The sequence below is a fragment of the Micromonospora trifolii genome (assembly GCF_022229005.1).
In the GTDB taxonomy this organism is placed as follows: Bacteria; Actinomycetota; Actinomycetes; order Mycobacteriales; family Micromonosporaceae; genus Micromonospora; species Micromonospora trifolii.
In genome coordinates this window covers 209,024-227,073 of the sequence record NZ_JAKKFD010000044.1, presented here as the reverse complement: position 1 = coordinate 227,073, position 18,050 = coordinate 209,024, and the positions used below count along the sequence as shown (strand labels likewise).

Annotated in this window: 16 protein-coding genes and 2 pseudogenes; 9 read left to right on the top strand and 9 right to left on the bottom strand. The window is 70.8% G+C overall.

Annotated features, from left to right (window positions below; genetic code table 11):
- Nucleotides 1-15 precede the first annotated feature (15 nt).
- A complete protein-coding gene (locus tag NIE79_RS34090) occupies nt 16-1,344 on the top strand; it encodes a tetratricopeptide repeat protein (RefSeq protein ID WP_238681013.1) in 1,329 nt (442 codons plus the stop codon).
- Entirely contained in the window at nt 1,341-2,939 is a 1,599-nt protein-coding gene (locus NIE79_RS25795) for an urease accessory protein UreH domain-containing protein (RefSeq protein WP_238681012.1), read from the top strand. The genes NIE79_RS34090 and NIE79_RS25795 overlap by 4 nt, the downstream gene beginning before the upstream one ends.
- 108 nt (nt 2,940-3,047) lie before the next feature.
- On the opposite strand, the gene NIE79_RS25790 is transcribed toward NIE79_RS25795, so the two are convergent.
- From NIE79_RS25790 to NIE79_RS25780, 3 genes are read right to left on the bottom strand one after another with little or no spacing between them, the layout of a single operon-like run.
- Nucleotides 3,048-3,869 (bottom strand): S-methyl-5'-thioadenosine phosphorylase, encoded by an 822-nt coding sequence (locus NIE79_RS25790; RefSeq protein WP_238681011.1) that lies wholly within the window; start codon nt 3,867-3,869, stop codon nt 3,048-3,050.
- A 39-nt stretch (nt 3,870-3,908) separates the two neighbouring features.
- Complete coding sequence (locus NIE79_RS25785; protein ID WP_238681010.1) at nt 3,909-4,457, bottom strand: hypothetical protein; 549 nt, start codon at nt 4,455-4,457, stop codon at nt 3,909-3,911.
- The gene (locus tag NIE79_RS25780; protein WP_238681009.1) at nt 4,450-5,817 is read right to left on the bottom strand and encodes a molybdopterin-dependent oxidoreductase; all 1,368 of its coding nucleotides are present in this window, start codon (nt 5,815-5,817) and stop codon (nt 4,450-4,452) included. Before NIE79_RS25780 ends, NIE79_RS25785 begins: the two co-directional genes overlap by 8 nt.
- Before the next feature lie 115 nt (nt 5,818-5,932).
- Here NIE79_RS25780 and NIE79_RS25775 point away from each other — a divergent pair, with 115 nt between their 5' ends.
- Complete coding sequence (locus NIE79_RS25775) at nt 5,933-6,994, top strand: NAD-dependent epimerase/dehydratase family protein (protein ID WP_238681008.1); 1,062 nt, start codon at nt 5,933-5,935, stop codon at nt 6,992-6,994.
- Between the two features lie 13 nt (nt 6,995-7,007).
- Here NIE79_RS25775 and NIE79_RS25770 read toward each other — a convergent pair whose 3' ends face one another.
- The gene (locus NIE79_RS25770; RefSeq protein ID WP_308193228.1) at nt 7,008-8,420 is read right to left on the bottom strand and encodes a hypothetical protein; all 1,413 of its coding nucleotides are present in this window, start codon (nt 8,418-8,420) and stop codon (nt 7,008-7,010) included.
- 145 nt (nt 8,421-8,565) lie between these two features.
- Here NIE79_RS25770 and NIE79_RS25765 point away from each other — a divergent pair, with 145 nt between their 5' ends.
- The 3 genes and pseudogenes from NIE79_RS25765 to NIE79_RS25755 all read left to right on the top strand — a co-directional run bounded on the left by NIE79_RS25765 (nt 8,566) and on the right by NIE79_RS25755 (nt 10,738).
- On the top strand, nt 8,566-9,240 hold the full coding sequence (locus tag NIE79_RS25765) for a glycosyltransferase family 2 protein (protein ID WP_238681006.1): 675 nt from the start codon (nt 8,566-8,568) through the stop codon (nt 9,238-9,240).
- Nucleotides 9,237-9,860: pseudogene (locus NIE79_RS25760) on the top strand (TIGR04282 family arsenosugar biosynthesis glycosyltransferase); the annotation flags it as partial. The gene NIE79_RS25765 and the pseudogene NIE79_RS25760, both read left to right, overlap by 4 nt.
- 266 nt (nt 9,861-10,126) lie before the next feature.
- Entirely contained in the window at nt 10,127-10,738 is a 612-nt protein-coding gene (locus NIE79_RS25755) for a class I SAM-dependent methyltransferase (RefSeq protein WP_238681173.1), read from the top strand.
- 174 nt (nt 10,739-10,912) lie between these two features.
- On the opposite strand, the gene NIE79_RS25750 is transcribed toward NIE79_RS25755, so the two are convergent.
- The 3 genes and pseudogenes from NIE79_RS25750 to NIE79_RS25740 form a co-directional block, all read right to left on the bottom strand.
- Complete coding sequence (locus NIE79_RS25750; RefSeq protein WP_238681004.1) at nt 10,913-11,389, bottom strand: response regulator; 477 nt, start codon at nt 11,387-11,389, stop codon at nt 10,913-10,915.
- A gap of 164 nt (nt 11,390-11,553) precedes the next feature.
- A pseudogene (locus NIE79_RS25745) lies at nt 11,554-11,892 on the bottom strand (sigma-70 family RNA polymerase sigma factor); the annotation flags it as partial.
- A gap of 554 nt (nt 11,893-12,446) precedes the next feature.
- Nucleotides 12,447-13,247 carry a helix-turn-helix transcriptional regulator gene (locus tag NIE79_RS25740; RefSeq protein WP_238681003.1) on the bottom strand — a complete coding sequence of 267 codons (801 nt, stop codon included), beginning with the start codon at nt 13,245-13,247 and terminating at the stop codon, nt 12,447-12,449.
- Here NIE79_RS25740 and NIE79_RS25735 point away from each other — a divergent pair.
- The 3 genes from NIE79_RS25735 (at nt 13,246) to NIE79_RS25725 (ending at nt 16,617) form a co-directional block, all read left to right on the top strand.
- A complete protein-coding gene (locus NIE79_RS25735) occupies nt 13,246-13,809 on the top strand; it encodes a VOC family protein (RefSeq protein WP_238681002.1) in 564 nt (187 codons plus the stop codon). The genes NIE79_RS25740 and NIE79_RS25735 overlap by 2 nt on opposite strands.
- 111 nt (nt 13,810-13,920) lie before the next feature.
- The gene (locus NIE79_RS25730) at nt 13,921-15,762 is read left to right on the top strand and encodes an AAA family ATPase (RefSeq protein WP_238681001.1); all 1,842 of its coding nucleotides are present in this window, start codon (nt 13,921-13,923) and stop codon (nt 15,760-15,762) included.
- Between the two features lie 69 nt (nt 15,763-15,831).
- Entirely contained in the window at nt 15,832-16,617 is a 786-nt protein-coding gene (locus NIE79_RS25725; RefSeq protein ID WP_238681000.1) for a helix-turn-helix domain-containing protein, read from the top strand.
- 63 nt (nt 16,618-16,680) lie between these two features.
- Here NIE79_RS25725 and NIE79_RS25720 read toward each other — a convergent pair whose 3' ends face one another.
- Both NIE79_RS25720 and NIE79_RS25715 read right to left on the bottom strand, forming a co-directional pair.
- Nucleotides 16,681-17,322, bottom strand: a complete 642-nt coding sequence (locus NIE79_RS25720; RefSeq protein WP_238680999.1) for an SRPBCC family protein — start codon at nt 17,320-17,322, stop codon at nt 16,681-16,683.
- On the bottom strand, nt 17,319-17,804 hold the full coding sequence (locus NIE79_RS25715; protein ID WP_238680998.1) for an SRPBCC family protein: 486 nt from the start codon (nt 17,802-17,804) through the stop codon (nt 17,319-17,321). Before NIE79_RS25715 ends, NIE79_RS25720 begins: the two co-directional genes overlap by 4 nt.
- Between the last annotated feature and the right edge of the window lie 246 nt (nt 17,805-18,050).

The window sequence follows — 18,050 nt, the reverse complement described above, 5'->3', positions numbered from 1 at the left end:
CGTCGACTGTCGGTCGTGCCTCGAGGTCTCACCCGCCTGCCCGTTGTGTTGCTGCTGGCCGGCGTCGTGCTGCTGGTCGGCACCCCGATCGTCACGAGTCAGCTGCCGGGCCAGCGCCGTAGCCCGACCGTGGCCCCGCCCGCCCGGATCGGCCCACAGGCGGGTGCGGTGGCCCTGGAATCCGCCATCGCCAGGGCCCAGCGGCGGCTCGTCGATGTGCCGAAGGACTGGTCGACGTGGGCCGATCTCGGCTCGGCCTACGTGCAACAGGGCCGGATCACCGGTGACCCGTCGTACTACCCGAAGGCCGACGGGGCGTTACGACGCTCCCTGGAGCTGGACAGCACCACAAACTGGAAAGCGATGGTCGGGACGGCGGCGCTGAACAACGCCCGCCACGACTTTGCGGCAGCCCGGGACTGGGGACGCCGCGCCGAGGCCCTCAACCCGCACTCCGGCAGCGTCCACGGCGTGCTGGTCGACGCGCTGACGCAACTTGGCGACTACGACGGTGCGCGCACCCAGCTGCAGCGCATGTTGGACGTCGAGCCAGGAGTCGCGGCGTTCACCCGCGCCTCCTACGACTTCGAACAGCGCGGGCTGGTCGCGGCCGCCCGCGACGCGCTCAACCGGGCGCTGGCGCAGGCGAGCAGCCCCGCCGACCGGGCCTTCTGCCGCTACTACCTCGGCGAGTTGGCGTTCCACAATGGCGACCCGCGGGCAGCCCTGCGGGAGTACGACGCCGGCCTGACCGCCGATCCGACCTACCAGCAGCTCTACGCCGGGCGCGGGAAGGCCCGCGCTGCGCTCGGCCAGAGCGCCGACGCCCTGGCCGAATACGCCCGCGCCGTGCAGGCACTCCCGCTACCTGAACTGCTGATCGAGTACGGCGACCTTCTCACAGTGGTCGGCAAATCCGAGCAGGCAAGCCAGCAGTACGACCTGGTCGCCACCGCCCGGCAACTCTCCGCCGCCAACGGCATCTCCGATCACCTCACCGCGGCGATCTACCTAGCCGACCACGGACAACCCGCCGAAGCGCTGACCGAGGCGCGCGCGGAGTGGTCCGCCCGCCGCACCGTCCTGACCGCCGACGCCCTGGCGTGGGCCCTGCACCGCAACGGACGCGACGCCGAGGCGTTGGACTACTCCCTGCAGGCCACCCGCCTCGGCTGGCGCAATGCCACCTTCTACTACCACCGCGGCGTGATCCGCCACGCCCTCGGCGACCGGCAACAGGCTCGCGACGACCTCAGCCTCGCGATGACGATCAACCCGCACTTCGACGCCGTGCAAGCACCGATCGCACGTCGCCTGATCGACAGCCTCGGCGGCGGCGGATGACGCGGCGCAAGACCCTCGCCGCAGTGGCGGTGGCGTTCATCGCCCTCGGGTGCGCTCTGGCGCCGGCGAGTCCGGCGGCCGCGCACCCGTTGGGAAACTTCTCCGTCAACCACTACCACGGCCTGCAGCTCTATCCCGATCGGATCGAGGACCTGGCGGTCCTCGACGAAGCGGAGATACCCACCGCGCAGCAGAAAACCGCCGTCGACCGGGACGCGAACGGCACCGTCGAGGCGGCCGAGGCGGCAGACCACGCTGCCACCACCTGCGCGGCGATGGCAGAAGCCCTCCACGCCGAAACAGCCGGACACGCCCTGGCATGGACAGTTCGTACCAGCAACCTCACCTACAGCCCCGGCGCGGCGAGCCTGGTCACCGGCCGCACCGAATGTCACCTCAGCGCCCAGGTCGACCTGGGTCGAGCCGCCACGATCACCTTCGAGGACACCTTCCGCACCGACCGTGTCGGCTGGCACGAGGCCACTGCCATCGGGCACGGCATCGGCCTACGCGACTCCCCGCTGCCGCGCACCAGCATCACCGACGAGCTGCGCGCCTACCCCGACGACCTGCTGTCGTCACCCCTGAACCACCGCTCGGCACGGATCGAGACCCTGGGCGCAGGCACCACCTCGAGCGGCGAACGCGAGTTCGCGATACCCGCCGCCGGCCCGATCAGCCGATCGATGACCGCCCTCGGCGCCCAACTCAACACGATCACCGGCGCCGACCGGCTCACGCCGCTGGCCGGCGTACTGGCGATTCTTTTGGCCCTGTTGCTCGGCGGAGCTCACGCGATGCTGCCCGGGCACGGCAAGACGGTGATGGCCGCCTACATCGCTGGCCGGCGTGGCACCTACCGCGATGCCTTCACCGTCGGCGCCACCGTCACCGCCACCCACACCGCCGGTGTCCTGACCGCGGGACTGCTGCTCACCACCGCGTCGAGCCTGGCCGGCGAATCCCTCCTCGGCTGGCTCGGCGTTCTCAGCGGCCTGCTCATCACCGGCATCGGCGTGAGTCTGCTCCGCTCGGCGATCCCCGCGCGCAGGAAGCAGCAGGTCGCACGCCCGCAAACGCTCGTCCTCGCCGCGGCTGCACCCGCTGCCCTGACCACCGGCGGGGCCGACGTCGCGACGTCCCACCATCACAGCGTCAGCCACGGCCACCACCACCACGACCACGGGCACCACGACCACGGCCACGGCCACCACCACGCCCGCGGTCACGGCCACCACGGCCACCACGGTGGCCCTGGCAGGGCAGGCCTGTTCGGTATGGGCATCGCCGGCGGAATCGTGCCCAGTCCCTCCGCGCTCATCGTCCTGCTCGGCGCGGTCGCACTGGGCCGAACCTGGTTCGGTGTCCTCCTGGTCCTGGCCTACGGCCTCGGCATGGCCGCCACCCTCACCCTCGCCGGGCTCCTCCTCGTCGGACTACACCAGCGGCTGCACCGCCAAATCCCCGCACGGATCGGACACTGGACCACCCGACTCGCCGTCCTCACACCCATCCTCACCGCCACCCTCGTCCTCGTCGTCGGCGCCGTGCTCACCCTGCGAGCCGTCTGGCCCCTCCTGACACCGATGACGTAGCCCGGCTCCGCGACCAGCCGGCCATTGTTCCTCGTCAGCGCTTCAGCCAGCCACCGCGCTGACGACAGGCTGCGAGCTGTTTGTCCTCCACCCGTCCTTCACCGTGTGTCAGGGCAGGGCGATCGGGAGCGGGACGCCCTCGTGGCCTCGCCCGCAGGCGCAGGTGGACGGGTCGGGCGGCAGTGCCGGAATGGCCTGGTAGAGCACCTCACGTAGTCGCTCGACGTTCGCGGCGAAGATGCGCAGCACCTCTGCGTGACTGACCGCGTCGGCCGCGTCGACTCCGGCGTCAAGGTCGGTGACCAGGGCGATGGGGGTGTAGCACAGCTCCAGTTCACGGGCGAGGATCGCCTCTGGGTGCCCGGTCATGTTGATCAGCTGCCAGCCCTGGCGGGCGTACCACTGCGATTCCGCTCGGGTGGAGAAGCGCGGCCCTTCCACCACCACCATCGTCGCGCCGACGACGGCTTCGAACCCGACCTCGCGGGCGGCGGCGACGACGGTCGCGCGACCGTTCGGGCAGTACGGGTCGGCGAACGACGTGTGAACCGCGCCGTCGTCGAAGTAGGTGCAGGCCCGTCCGCTGGTCCGGTCGACCATCTGGTCGGGGAGGACGAGCGCCCCGGGCGTCAGTTCCGTGGTGAGCGATCCGACGGCGCAGGGTGCGAGGATCTGGCGTACCCCGAGCGCACGCAGCGCCCAGAGGTTGGCCCGGTAGTTGATGCGGTGCGGGGGGAACCGGTGGTCGGCGCCGTGCCGCGGCAGGAACGCCACGGTGCGGCCATCGACCTGGCCGACGGTGACCGGGTCGGACGGGTGGCCGTACGGGGTGGAGACCTCGACCGCCGTGCCACCGTCCACCAGTTGGTAGAGGCCACTGCCACCGATCACCCCCACCTCGGCCTGGGGCAGTTCGGCGTACCTGGTCATGCTCGTGCCTTCCTGGGAACAGCGACGGGAGTCACCTGTTCAACGCGTCGACCCGTCGACCCGTCGCCAGCGGATCTGCCGCAGGAGGTACCAGACGCCGCTGACCAGGAACAGCATGGCGGTGATCGCCAGCCATCGGACCAGGTACGGATGCTGGTTCTGACCGGTGGCCGCGAGGTAGGTTTCCCGGCCCTGGCGCAGGATGCCGGGGAGATACACCAGGAACAGCAGCCCGGTGGCGAGTGCCGGCACCCGGATGTGGTTCAGCGGTGAGGGCCGGTACGGCGCCTGCCCGGCGCGGCGCGGCATCGAGTGGTGTGCGACGGGTGACTGGCCCTCAGTACCAGCGTGGCCGGGGCGCCCGAGTGCGCCGCGCAGCACCCGGTCGGCCGACGCGTAGATCGGAAAGAGGATGAGGTCGTGGGCGATGGCCGCGCCGACGAACCAGAGCAGCATTCGGCCAGCTGTGGCCTCTTCGGCGATACGGAGCGCGACCCAGCCGGTAAGGGCGAAGCAGGCGATCATGACGACCAGGTGCTGGAGGGACGATCCGTAGGTCGCTCGGAACCGGGAGAGGGGCTCAGCCATCGGCGCCGGTCCGGAAGGTGATCTCGGCGACCCATTTCGTGCAGTGCACGCCGGGCAGGGCGGGGACGATCACCCTCGCCGGGAAGCCGTGGTCGGCCGAGAGGTCGGCACCGTTGACCCGCAGAGCGAGCAGTGAGTCGGCGTCGAGCACCTGGTTGGCCTGGAGGATCGCCTGGTTGAACAACCCGGCCTTCTCCAGTGACCGCACCTGCGCCGACGCCGGATCGTCCACACCGACCAGGGCGGCGAGGTCGCGCAGTCGTACGCCTGACCAGGTTTGTCGCGTCGACCACCCCTCCACGCAGGAGATCGGGAGGCGGGCGGTGTGCTGGCCCATCGCGAGCAGGCGGGGACGGTCGAGGGTCACCATGCGGTTGCCGCCGCGCACGGTCAACCGCCAGCGTTGCCCGGTCTCGTCCGGTTCAATGCCTGCCGCGGCTGCGGTGCGGTTGATCGGGAAGCCGTTCGGTCCGGTGCCGGGCTGACGTCCGCGGGGCAGCAGCAGCGCGGTGCGACGCCAGCCACCGTCGAGGGTCTGCCCGATCGTGAGGGCGCCGAGCAGCAGGGACAGGCCACCGACCACTGCTATCGCGCCCCGTCGGCTCATCGTCGGCGCGCCCGGTGCGATGGCCACCAGGTCGTCCGGATCGGGCGGCTCGGGTCGGGTCGCCGCCAGCGGGGTACGCAGCTCGGCCCGCAGCGACTCGTGCTGCCCCGGTAGGCGGCGGTCCCGCAGGGCCGGTCGGGATCGGAGTGCGCTGACCATCCGGGGCAGTTTCAGCGTCACGTGTGCCACGAAGGCTGCGATGAAGACCCAGGCCCCGAAGTAGTGCGCGGTGTAGAAGTCGAAGCCGAACAGGTACGCGTACTGGATGTTGAGCAGGCCGGTCGCGATCTCGAAGAGGATGCCGCCGACCAGCAGCAGCAGGGACAGCCGTTCGAGCACCTGGGCCAGGGAGCGGGCCGGTGGCCAGATGAAGAGTTTCGGGATCACCGACCAGAGCTTCGCCAGCACCACGGGGATCAGGATGATGCCGAGCGTGACGTGCAGCCCCTGGGTGACCCGGAACAGCCAGGACGGCCGAGTCGGCCAGTCGAACGGCGGCAGTCGTAGCCAACCCACCTCGCGGGGGAGGGCCTGACCGAACTGAGGGCCGTAGGCGGCGTAGTCGAGCAGCCCGGTGATGATCACCAGCGGCAGCCCGACGAGGAGCACGGCGCCGTAAACGGCGGTGAGCCACGGACCCCGCAGCGGGCTGCGCCACCGATCCCCGGTCAGACCGGGGACCGGTGGAGGGTGCCGTTCCAGGGCACGCCACCACCGCTGCGGGAAACCCGTCTGCCGGTCCGTCACACCCATACCCCGGGACGCTAGACGCCCCGGGTGCCCGATTTGGTGCATACCTCGATACCGATCGCCTGGCAGGCGTGCGAACCGGCCCCGCCCCGGCCGAATGCCCTCTACGGTCACCGGGATGCGGGTACTGCTCACCGGCGCCGCCGGTTTCATCGGATCGCAGATCGCCGACCTCCTCGTCGCCGACGGCCACGACCTGGTCGCGCTCGACGCGCTGCTGCCTCAGGCGCACGGCGGGGAACTCCCGGAGTGGTCCCGGCGGCACGACCCGGTGGTCGGTGACGTCCGGGACGCCCGCCTACTGGACCGGCTACTGGCCGGTGTGGACGCGGTGTGTCACCAGGCGGCAATGGTGGGGCATGGGCTGGATCCCTCCGACGCACCCGACTACGTCAGCCACAACGACTACGGCACGGCGGTGCTGCTCGCCGCGATGCACCGGGCCGGTGTGACCCGGCTGGTGCTGGCCAGCTCGATGGTCGTCTACGGCGAGGGTCGATACGTCTGCGCGACGCACGGCGCCGTGCGGCCCGCCTCCCGCAGCGTCGCCGACCTGGCCGCCGGTCGGTACGAGCCAGCCTGCCCGGACTGCGGGGGCACCCTTTCGCCCGCTCTGGTGCCCGAGGACGCGTTGCTCGCGCCGAGCAGCACGTACGCGGCCACCAAGCTTGCCCAGGAACACCTTGCTGCCGCGTGGGCGCGGCAGACCGGCGGGAGCGCCTGGGCGCTGCGCTACCACAACGTCTACGGTCCCCGGATGCCCCGGGACACGCCGTACGCGGGTGTGGCCTCGATCTTTCGGTCCGCGCTGGCGGCGGGTCTGCCGCCGAGGGTGCTGGAGGACGGCCGGCAGCGCCGCGACTTCGTCCACGTCACCGACGTCGCCCGAGCCAACCTGCTGGCGTTGACCGCCTCGCCGCCGCGGGGCCTCGTACCGGTCAACGTCTGCTCCGGCGACCCGCACACGGTTGGCGAACTAGCCGTCGCCCTCGCCGAGGCGATGGTCGGACCGGCGCCGTTGATCGTCGGCGGTGGCCGGGCGGCCGACGTCCGACACGTGGTCGCCGACCCCCGGCGGGCGGCGGAGCTGCTCGGCTACACCGCCCGGGTCGGGTTCGCCGAGGGGGTGGCCGCCTTCGCCACCGATCCTCTGCGGGAACCCGCCGCTCTCACCGCCTGAGGCCGTCGCCGGTTCAGGACACCGTCCAGAGCAGGTGGCTGACCGCGAGAGCGGTGACCGCCTGCCCGGCCAGCCAGAACCGTTGGGCGGGCGGTGGCAGGTGGGCGGCGGCCACCAGCAGCCAGACCACGAACGGTAGCCAGATCCGTTCCACCTCCGCCTTGCTCAGTCCGGAAAGATCGGCCGCGCCGACCGCCAGCACGGCGGCCAGCGGCATCAGCACCGTGGGCCCGGCGCCCCGCAGGGCGTCAAGCCGGGTGACACCCGCAGCTCGGTCCGGCCCGCGCCATCGCGTGGCAAGGGTCCGCGCCGAACAGGCCGACGCGAGCACGGTCCGGCGCAGCGCGGGCCCGAGCACCGGGCCCGCACAGAGCAGAAGCGCCACCAGATTCGCCCACACCCAGTAGCCGTACGGGCGATCCGCGGCCCAGCCCTGGTGATACCGCTCGACCACCAGGTGGTAGCCGTCCAGCCACCAGAAGCCGGCCAGGGTGAACGTGGCCACCACCGTGCCGGCCCCGGCCAGGGCCGCGAGCAACGCCGGCCAGCGGTCCCGCGGCCGCAGCGCCACCACTGCCAGGGCCAGGACGCCGACGAGTACGAAGCCGTACGACAGGTAGAGGGCGAAGCCGAGGAACAGGCCCCCGACTGCGGCGGCAGCCAGTCCGCGCACCGCCAGCAGGGCCAGCCCGGCCGCGACCACCCCGGTGAAGATGCCGTCGGCCGAGACTCCCACCCAGATCGCGCCGGGCAGCAGCACCAGGAACGGCAGCACTCGGCGGGCCGCTTCCTCCGCACCGAGTGCCCGCAGCGTCACCGGCACCGACACGGTCGCCGTCGCTCCCACCAGCACGCATGCCAGGGCGGCGGCTGTGGGGCCGCCGAGGCCGATCCGGTCCAACCCGACGAAGACCAGCAGCGCCCCCGGTGGATGGCCGGCGGTGTGCGTGGACCACGCCTCCGGCTGGAAGTCGAGAATCCGAGCGCTGAAGCCGGCCAGCATGGTCGTGATGTCGGTGACCCGGGGCACCTCGTGCAGGTATTCGGCCTGCGGGGTGAGTCGCCGGGTGAAGCCGGCCGACCAGCCGTCCACCAGCGCCAATGACATCGTCCACGCGACCGCCGCGAGGTAGGCCGCGACCAGCAGCCGCCCCCACCCGGCGGTCCGGGCCCACCGTACGCCCCAGCCGAGCACCCCGGCGGCGACCAGCAACGCGGCCGGGGTACCCCAGCCCAGGTGCGGACGCCAGGTGGCGTAGAGCGGCGCGGCGTCGGCGTGCAGACCGACACCGCGCGCGTTGAGCAGCAGCCCCACCGCCACTGCGGCGGCGACCAACGCGACCTCGACGCCGAGCACCACCAGGTCGGCGTGGACGCGTCGGGCGGGCACTTCCGGTCCCCGCCGTAGGGGCGCGAGCACATTCATGACGACCGGACGGTACGGCCATCGCCGGCCCGGTGGTGCGGGAACGGGCAGGACATCACCGTTCGATATGGGAGCGACGCCGGCAAGGATGCTGATGGTCCGATTTAGCCCATGTCGGGCGGGTTGGCGTCCTAGCGTTTCCGGTATGCCATCACCGATCGACGTGGTACTGCCGTGTCTCGACGAAGCCGCGGCACTACCCGGCGTCCTGGCCGCCCTGCCGCCCGGCTACCGGGCGATCGTGGTGGACAACGGCTCCCGGGACGGCTCACCGGAGATCGCGGCCCGACACGGCGCCCGGGTCGTCCACGAAGCGCGCCGGGGCTACGGCGCCGCCGTACACACCGGCCTGGAGGCGGCGCAGGCCGAACTGGTCTGTGTGCTCGACGCCGACGGCTCCTTCGATCCCACCGAACTCCCAGCGCTGGTCGCGCCGCTGGCCAGCGGCGCGGCCGATCTGGTGGTCGGTCGTCGTCGGCCCGTCGCCGCCGGTGTCTGGCCGTGGCATGCCCGCGCCGGCACCGCGCTTGTCGCGGCGCTGCTGCGGCACCGGGGCGTACCGCTGCGTGACCTCAGTCCGATTCGGGTGGCACGCCGCGAAGCGCTGCTCGGCCTCGGAGTCACCGACCGCGCGTTCGGATACCCGTTGGAACTCCTTATCCGCGCCGCCGCCGCGGGCTGGCGGATCCGGGAACTCGACGTGCGGTACTCGCACCGCGCCGCCGGCACCCGGTCGAAGGTCTCCGGCTCGGTACGCGGCACGCTCCGCGCGACCCGGGACTTCGCCGGGGTACTGCGCGCGGTGGAGCGGTCGCGGTGACCGTCCTGCTGGTGATGGCGAAGGCACCCGTGCCGGGGGCGGTCAAGACCCGTCTCTGTCCACCGGCCAGCCATCTCCAGGCGGCCCGGATCGCCGCCGCGGCACTGCTGGACAGTCTGGACACCGTACGCGCCACACCCGGTGTCACACCCGTCCTCGCCCTTCATGGTCGGCTCGCCGACGCCGAAGATGCCGCCGAGCTGACCGCCGCGATCGTCGGCTGGCAGATCCTGCCGCAGCGCGGCACCGACCTCGGCAACCGTCTCGCCAACGCCCATGCCGACGTGGCTGACGCCTACTCGGGTCGACCGGTGCTCCAGATCGGCATGGACACGCCACAGCTGACGCCGGCGCAGCTCGACGCGGCCGTCCACCGCCTCACCCTGAGCGACGCCGTGCTCGGCCCCGCCATCGACGGTGGGTGGTGGGCGCTGGGTCTGCAGAACCCGCGGCACGCCGCCGTGCTTCGTACGGTGCCGATGTCCACCGCACTGACCGGACACCACACCATCGCGGCCTTACGCCAGGGGGGTGTGCGCGTCGACGAATCCCTACCCCTGCTCCAAGACGTCGACGAGTGGGCTGACGCGCTGGCGGTGGCCGCGTCGACTTCCGGCGGCGCGTCGGGGTGGTCGACCGACGTGATTGCGGACGGTCGTCCTGAGCGGGCCGCGGCCGGCTTGCCCGGGCAGCCCGGGGGCCAGGACGCGGCCCACCCGGAGGACCGCCCGGCGCGGCCCGGTACCGGCAGCCGCTTCGCGCGCCAGGTCACGGCGGTCCGGCGCAGCCTGACGTCCGGGATCCCACGATGAGCCGCAGGATCCGGGCCAGACCGACCGACGCATTCGGCAGCGTTCTACGGTGCCGCACCGACGACCCCTGGCTGATGCACGGCGACAACGGCTGGCGCAGCCGCCTACCGGTACGCCGGTGGCACGGCCACGCCGAGCCGGCGGTGGCCGCACTCGTCGCCCGGTGCACCGGGCCGACCCTCGACCTGGGCTGCGGTCCAGGCCGACTCACACTGGCCCTCACCCGGGCCGGACTGACAGCGGTCGGAGTCGACATCTCCGCGCAAGCGGTCCGCCTGACCCGGGCCCGAGGCGCGATCGCCCTCCAGCGGGATGTCTTCGCCCCGCTGCCCGCCGAGGGACGTTGGGCGCACGTGCTACTGATCGACGGAAACATCGGCATCGGCGGTGATCCCCTCACCCTGCTCGCCCGCTGCCACGACCTGCTGCGTCCCGGCGGCACCGTGCTCGTCGAACTCGAAGCACCAGGTCCGGGACTGTGGCGCGGTCAGGCCCACCTGGCCCTTCAGTCCGCCGGCGGTGGATCGCGCCTCGGGCCACCTTTCCGGTGGGCGCGGCTCGACACGATGGCGGTCGCCGGGGTGGCATCGGCAGCTGGGCTCACGATCTGCGAGGTGTTCCGCCGCGATCACCGCTGGTTCGGCGAGCTGGCCGCGGACAGCTCTGGCGCGGCCAACCCAACGTGAGGTCAGGGCCAGCGGCATTCGGTCTTTCCTTCAACTTTCGCACCTTCTGCACAGCGCAATCCACCTGAGGCATCAATCGCGCTGGAACACCTGATCGGGCTCATCGATGACCAGAGCCGGCGGGTGCTAACTGCGGAAGGCTGGAATCGTCTGCGGCAATGCCAGCCCCGTGACCTAGCCGAGGTCCGGCGGTGCGGGAGGAAGTGAGGCGACGTTGCTGTAGAAGCGGTGGATGTCGCTGACGACGCGCTCGAAGGTAGGAAGGTCGAGGGGTTTGGTGACGTACGCGTTGGCGTGGGCGAAGTAGCTGGCCAGAACATCCGCGTCGATGCCGGAGGTCGTGAACACCACGATGGGGATCGCCTTCAGCCGGTCGTCGGACTTGACCGCCGACAGGACCTCGCGACCGTTCATCCGGGGCATGTTCAAGTCGAGGATGACCAGATCGGGGCGTGGCGCGTCAGTGTGGGCGCCCGTGCGGTTAAGGAATGCCATGGCTTCCTCGCCGTCGCCGACCTGGTGCAGCTCGGTGGGCAGACCACGCGCCGCGACAGCGTTTTCGATCAGTGCGACGTCGGCCGGGTCGTCCTCGACCAGCAGGATGCGCAGTGCGGAGGACTGGGTGCCGGTGGCGTCGGCGGCGGTGTTCACATGCACGAGCCTACGACCGTAGGCGGCCAGCCACGATGATTGACCAGTCTTCCTCGTGGCTGGCCGTGTCGACCATGGGCCTGTGGCGTCCAGGTGCTGTCAATAGGAGCTGCGCGCCTCCTGCCGTGCGAGCGTGCGGCTGAATTTCGCAGTAGGTCGGGCGATCAGTAGGCGACGTCGGCCAGGTGTGCGCGTAGCTTGACCAGCGCGCGGGCCAGCAGGCGCGAGACGTGCATCTGCGAGACGCCGATCTGGTCGGCGATCTCGCTCTGGGTTTTGTAGCCGTAGAAGCGCAGGGTGAGGATTTTCTGTTCCCGCTCGTCGAGTGTGGTCAGCGCGGGGCCGAGGGCCACCCGCAGCTCGGCGTGGGCGAACTCGGCGTCTTCGCCGCCCAACATCTCGCCCAGTTCGGTGCCGCGCTCGCCGTCGCCCACAGGGGTGGACAACGACACGACGTTGTACGCGCGGGCACCTTCGAGACCTTCGAGGACCTCTTCCTCGGTGGTCTGCGTCAGGTCCCCTGTGGGCCAGTGATGGAGGGACTCATCGCTGCGGCACGGCTTTGTGTCCGGGATGAGCTGGCGGCGAGCTGGGAGAAGGCGTTGCCGGGCAGCCTCCGTGACGGCGGCGATGCCGAGGTCGCGCTCGGAGGTGGATGGTTGTTCCGGCGACGAGGGTGAAGAGAACGTCCTGGTTGCGTTTCCCGCTGGAGAGGGCGACCGGACCTATCGGACCTGGGTCGGCCGCACGCGGAGCGGAGACGTCACCTGTTTTGTGACCGACTTCCTCTTACACGACGCATAGGCCCCCTTCCAAGACCGAGCGCCGGCTCGATGTGCCACGTGTGCGGTGCTGAGACCTCGACCACGGAGACGAGCGGCAACGGAGCCCCGCATCGGCAGAAATAGCCTATTCGGGCCGGGGTTGGCTGGCCGGCGTCCCATCCGCCGCTACCTTTCGGGATTGACATGCGGACGGGGTCAACGCGGACGCGGTGACGGGCGAGTTCGGACGCCGCCTATTGCCTGAGCGGCATCGAGGCCCGGATCCGGTCTCGTCAACCCAGCCGATCCAGCTTCTCGCGAGCGGTGGTGTCGGGCCGAGGCGTGAGGACCACGAGGCGCAGGTCGGTGTTCTGGGTGGTCAGGACGTTGGCGTCCAGCGGGATGGCGCCCACGTCCGGGTGTACGGCGGTCTTGTGCGCGCTCTCGTGATGGGCCACCGCGCGGAGGGCCCAGAGGTGGCAGAACCTGTCGTTCCCGGCCATCCGCGAGATCAGTGCCGCCACGTCGGGATCGTTCGGATAACGGGCGCTGGTCGCGCGCAGGTCGGCCACCAACGAATGCTCGAAGTAGGCGCGCTCGGTGTCGGTCTGGCGGACTCGGGGGTTTCGGGATTCGAACTGGACGATCAAGGCGTTGCGCTCGTCGGCGGCGGCGCCGGCGGGGTCGCCGAAGACGGCTGCGAACAGCCGGTTCCAATGCAGCAGCCGCCACACGGCGTCGTAGACGGCCACCGGGGTGTCGTCGAGGTGGTCGATGACGCGGTGCAGGCTGGTGGGGATCAGGTGGGGTATCCGGTCCGGGGCCGCGGCGAAGCCGGCAAGGCGCATCAGGTGCGCCTCCTCGTCGTCGGAGAGTCGTAGCGCGCGGGCCAGGGAGGTGCACACCTGCGCCGATGGTGTGGCGGCCCGACCCTGTTCGAGGCGTGCCACGTATTCGGGGGAGATGCCGGCCAGTGCTGCCAGCTCACCGCGCCGTAGCCCGGCGACGCGGCGAGGTGATGCGTGAGTGAGACCGACCGCGGCCGGATCCATGCGATCCCGCCAGGCCCGCAGCGCGGCTCCGAGGTCATTCATGAACCCCATGATCCGCCATCGCTGGGTGGTACCAGCGATACGCGGAACATCTGTGCCTTCCACAGTGGTGGCTCGGCCCCTCAGGATGGGGATCATGAGCAGAGTGACCAGGATGCATCACATCGGAGTGCCGGTCAGCGATTTGACGCGGTCGGTGAGGTGGTACGAGGACGTCCTCGGCATCGTGCCGAACGGCGTGACGATCGCGGCGACGAACCCGGCGATCGGTGCGGTTGTCGAGGTCGAGAACGCGTCGATGCGGGCGTCGTTCGCGCTGGCCGGTGACAACGTCCTGCTGGAACTCATCCAGTACGACAGCCCGCAGCCGAGGCCCTTCACCGGGCGCAACTCTGACGTTGGGGTGATGCACCTGTGTTTTGAGGTCGACGACCTCGACTCGGCGCACCGCGACCTGGTGGAGCGGGGCGTGCACGTCAACGCCGACCCGGTCGTGCTTCAGGACGGCGATGGCGTCGAAGCGGGGGCGCTGGCTGGGACGAAGATTCTCTATCTCCGTGACCCCGACGGCATCCAGCTGGAACTGTTCGAGTTGCCCTCGTAGGAGCGCCGACTCCGGACCCGGCGCCCGTCCCGGTCGGTGCGCTGCTCTGGATACCATCGGTGGGGCCGAACAACCGGAGGGCACCATTCGTCCGGCGACACGCAGAAGCTGATGACAGATATCAGGTCGGGATTGTTCGTCGCTCGCGAGGCGGAGCTGGGCGAGATCGTCTCGGTGACGGCTGCTGCGGCGCGGGGCCGTGGCGGGGCGATGCTCGTTCTCGGTGACGCGGGGATCGGCAAGTCGACGCTCATCGCTGCGGCCGCTTCGCGGCTCGACGGATGGCAGGTGCTGCGGGCCGGTGGTGTCGAGTTCGAGAGCGAACTGCCCTACTCGGCTCTGCACCAGTTGTGCGCGCCCGTGTTCGAGCACCGCGCTGGGCTTCCCGTACCGCAGCGGAGCGCGCTCGACGCGGTCTTCGGGCTGCAGGCCGGGGCCACGCCGACTCCGATCCTGGTCGGCCTGGCCGTTCTGGGCCTGCTGAGTGCGGTAGGCCGGCGCAGGCCGGTGTTCTGCGTGGTCGACGACGTGCAGTGGGTCGACGCCGGCTCGCGGCAGGTACTGGCCTTCGTCGCGGCACGCGTGGCGGCGGAGCGGGTCGCCATGGTGTTCGCTGCCCGCGACGCCGCCTCGGTGGCGGGGCTCGGTCGCCTGCCCGCCCTCACTCTCACCGGGCTCTCCGATTCGGAAGCCCTCACCCTGCTGCGGTATCGGGCACCATTCGGCCACGAGGCAGCGATCGTGCAACGGATCCTCGCCGAAGCAGCCGGCAACCCTCTCGCCCTGGTGGAGTTCGCACGCGACGCCGGACCGTTCGGGCTACCCGGGGACGCCGGGCACCGCGCCGTGGAGCACCGGTTCGTGAGCCGGTTCCTGCGGCTGCCGGCACCCACGCGCGCGGTTCTGGCGCTGGCCGCGGCGGAGCCGACAGGTGACCCCGTTCTGCTGCGCCGTGCGATGGCGATCCAGGGGCTGGACGCCGCGGACCTGACCGCGGCCGAGGACAGCGGCCTGTTGGTGACCGGGCCCCGGGTGCACTTCCGGCACCCGTTGGCGCGTTCCGCGGTGTACCGATCGACTGGCGCCGGGGCGCGACGGCAGGCACACGCGGCGCTCGCCGCCGGTACGGACGCCGACGTCGATCCCGACCGTCGCGTCTGGCACCGGGCGAACGCGATCACCGGCCCGGATGAGGAGACTGCGGCCGAGCTGGAGCGTTCGGCCGGACGGGCACAGCGCCGAGGCGGATTCGCTGCCGTGGCCGCTTTTCTCGAGCGCGCGGCCCGACTGACGCCCGGTCGGTCGCGCCAGGCCCGCCGGTTGTTGACCGCGGCCCGGGCGCGGATGAGTTCGGGGGAACCTTCTGCCGCCCGGGAGTTGGTGGACGAGGCCGAGCGTCTCCAGCCGGACCCCGTCGACCGCCGCGCCGTGCGACTGCTACGCGCGACGATCGACTATCACGTGGCGCGCAGTATCCCGGCGACGATCGCGCTCATCGAGGCGGCCGACGGCGTGGGGCCCGATGAGGTCCGCGAGACCTACCTGGAGGCGTTCGCGTCGCTCATGTTCAGCGTCGACGAGCCGGGGAGGTTACGGCGGCTCGCCCTGCACATCCGGGAACGGGTACCCCAGCGTCAGCCGCCACGTCCGGTCGATCTGCTGCTGCAGGCGTTGGTCGAGCAGCACCTCCGCCCGGTGGACTTGGCGATGCCCCTGATGCGCCGCACGGTCGACGCCTTCCGGGACCACGCCCGCACGTCCGGCGCGGATCCGTGGTGGATGGAACGCGCCTGCGTGCTGAGCGTCGACCTCGGCGACAGCGACGCCATGGAGGAGATCGCCGACCGTCAGGTGGAACTCGCCCGGGCACAGGGCGCCTACGCGATCCTTCCCCATGCGTTGCGCTTCCAGGCGGCAGCGCGGACGATCGTGGGCCGCTTCGCCGACGCGTAGGTCTGCATCATCGAGGCCCGTGCGGTCGATGAGGCCGCCGGGACGTCCAACCTCGTCGGGTCCGACCTGATGCTTGCCGCATGGAGCGGGGACGTCGACCGGTTCCGCGAGATCCGGGAGAAGCTGCGCGGCTGGGTGGGGGTGAATTTCACCGCGCTGCACTACGCGGAGAGCGTGCTGTGCAACGGCAGCGGCGATCATGAGGCCGCGCTCGACGCGTTGCTGCTCGTACGGGACCACCACCGGCGCGGCGCGTACGCGGTCACCGGCTTCCACCATGAGCTGGTTGAAGCCGCCGCGTACGCCGGACGTCCCGAAGAAGCCAAGGAATCAGCTGACTGGATCGGGGATGTCGCACGGGTCAACCCGAACGCGTGGACGACGGGCGCACATCTGCTGGCGTGTGCGCTGCTCGACCCGGGGCTCGGCGCGCAGGACCACTACCGTGCGGCGATCGGCCATTTCGCCGGGAGCAGGATGCGGGTCCACTACGCGCGTGCCCGACTGCTCTACGGACAGTGGCTGCGACGGGTCGGCCGTCGCGCCGAGGCGCGGGTGGAGCTGCGCGCCGCGCACGAACTGCTCTCCACGATCGGCGCGCGCGGGTTCGCCGGCCGCGCCGCCCGCGAACTGGATGCCATCGGCGAGCCGACCCTGGCCGACGACGCCGATCCGCTCGCAGGGCTGACCGCCCGCGAACTACTCGTCGCCCGCAAGGTCGCCTCCGGCGCAGGCACCAGGGAAGTCGCCGCGCTGCTGTTCGTCAGCCCGCGAACGATCGACGCCCACCTGCGCAACCTCTACCGCAAACTGGGCATCACCTCACGCCGGCAGCTACGAGAACTACTCCGCTGACGGAGCCGGGCCGACCGAGCGACGAAAGGGCCCCGCCGGTATGAGACCGGCGGGGCCCTTGGGTCACGTCAGCGCCGGGCCCCGATCACACCCCCGTTCGGCACGCGTCTTCAGCTCCGTCAGCCACGTTTCCAGGCCCGCCCCGAGAGCCACGGTGGAGAATTCGACGTCCTGCTCCACCTGGTCGCCGCGCCAGGTCTCCTCGGTACGCACGAGAACCCGACCGTCGATCTCGGTGAACGTCCAGACGTGCACCCCCTCGTCGATGCGCAGCCCCGCTCCGACCGCCGGGCCGTTCCATCGAAGGCACTTCTGGTGCAGAAGCTGGCGAACGGTGGACGTGACGACGAGGGTGGTGGCGGGATTCAGCGGGGTCTCGCGGACTGGTGTCTTCCATCGGAACGATGAACCGGGACGCAGTGGGCCACGATCGAGCCGCTTGCTGGAGGAAACCGGCTTCTGCCACGACGGCCAACGTTCCACGTCGGTCTGCAGCTTCCAGATGGTCCGTAGCGGAGCGTTGATCGTCGTCTCCGTCCGATAGCGAATCTTCGCCGCGGTGTCGACGGTCCTTCCCGCACAGCGCACCGCCGCCTGGTCGGAGCCGACATCGGGCCTCACCTCCGCCCGAGCCGGCGCACCTGCGGTGCCCACGAGGCCGGCCACGACCACTGCCGCCGCAGCGGCGAGCACACGACTGTTCACGAGGTGGTCACCGCCTCGGCGGCGCCCTTGAGTCGTTCCAGCCACATGGCGAGGGTCGTGTCGAGGCCCTCCTGGAACGGCGCGGGGTCGGCATCGACGGGCGGGCCCGCGAAGGACTCCTCGGTCGACACCTCCACACCGTCGCCGGCCGGAGTGAGCGCCCAGACGTGGACACCGAGGACCCCGTCCGGTCCGTCACCGTATCCCCGCCACACGAGGCGTTCCCGCGGCCGTACCTGAACGATCGTCGACTCGATCTCCATGCCCGCGGCCGACCAGCGGAACACGGAGCCCGGGGCGAGCGGACCGGGTGTTTCCACGCGTGCGTAAGGGATTTCTGGCAGCCAGGTTGTCCACGCATCGATGTCGGTGAGGATCCGCCACACGGCTTCCGCCGACACGTTCACTGTGACGCTGTGGCGGCTGACCACCGGGGCCGACACGTCAATGCCGGCTTCGTCGGTGTCCGTAATGTTCTCCATCGTGAAGCCTCTCTGCGGTCACTGACCATCGGATCGCCGGGCATGAGAGCGAGCCGCCAGATCCACACCCGGCAGATGCGATCGTGCCAAGACGGCAACCGCTGCACATCGGCAAGAACTACCTAGGTCGCGGTACGTGGGCCGGCGACGGTGAAGATCCTTACCTCCGTGCCTGTTACCGGCCTCAGCCCGACAGGGTTTCGTCGAGTCGCAGCGGTGCTGCTATGGACCATCTCGGGACTCCTT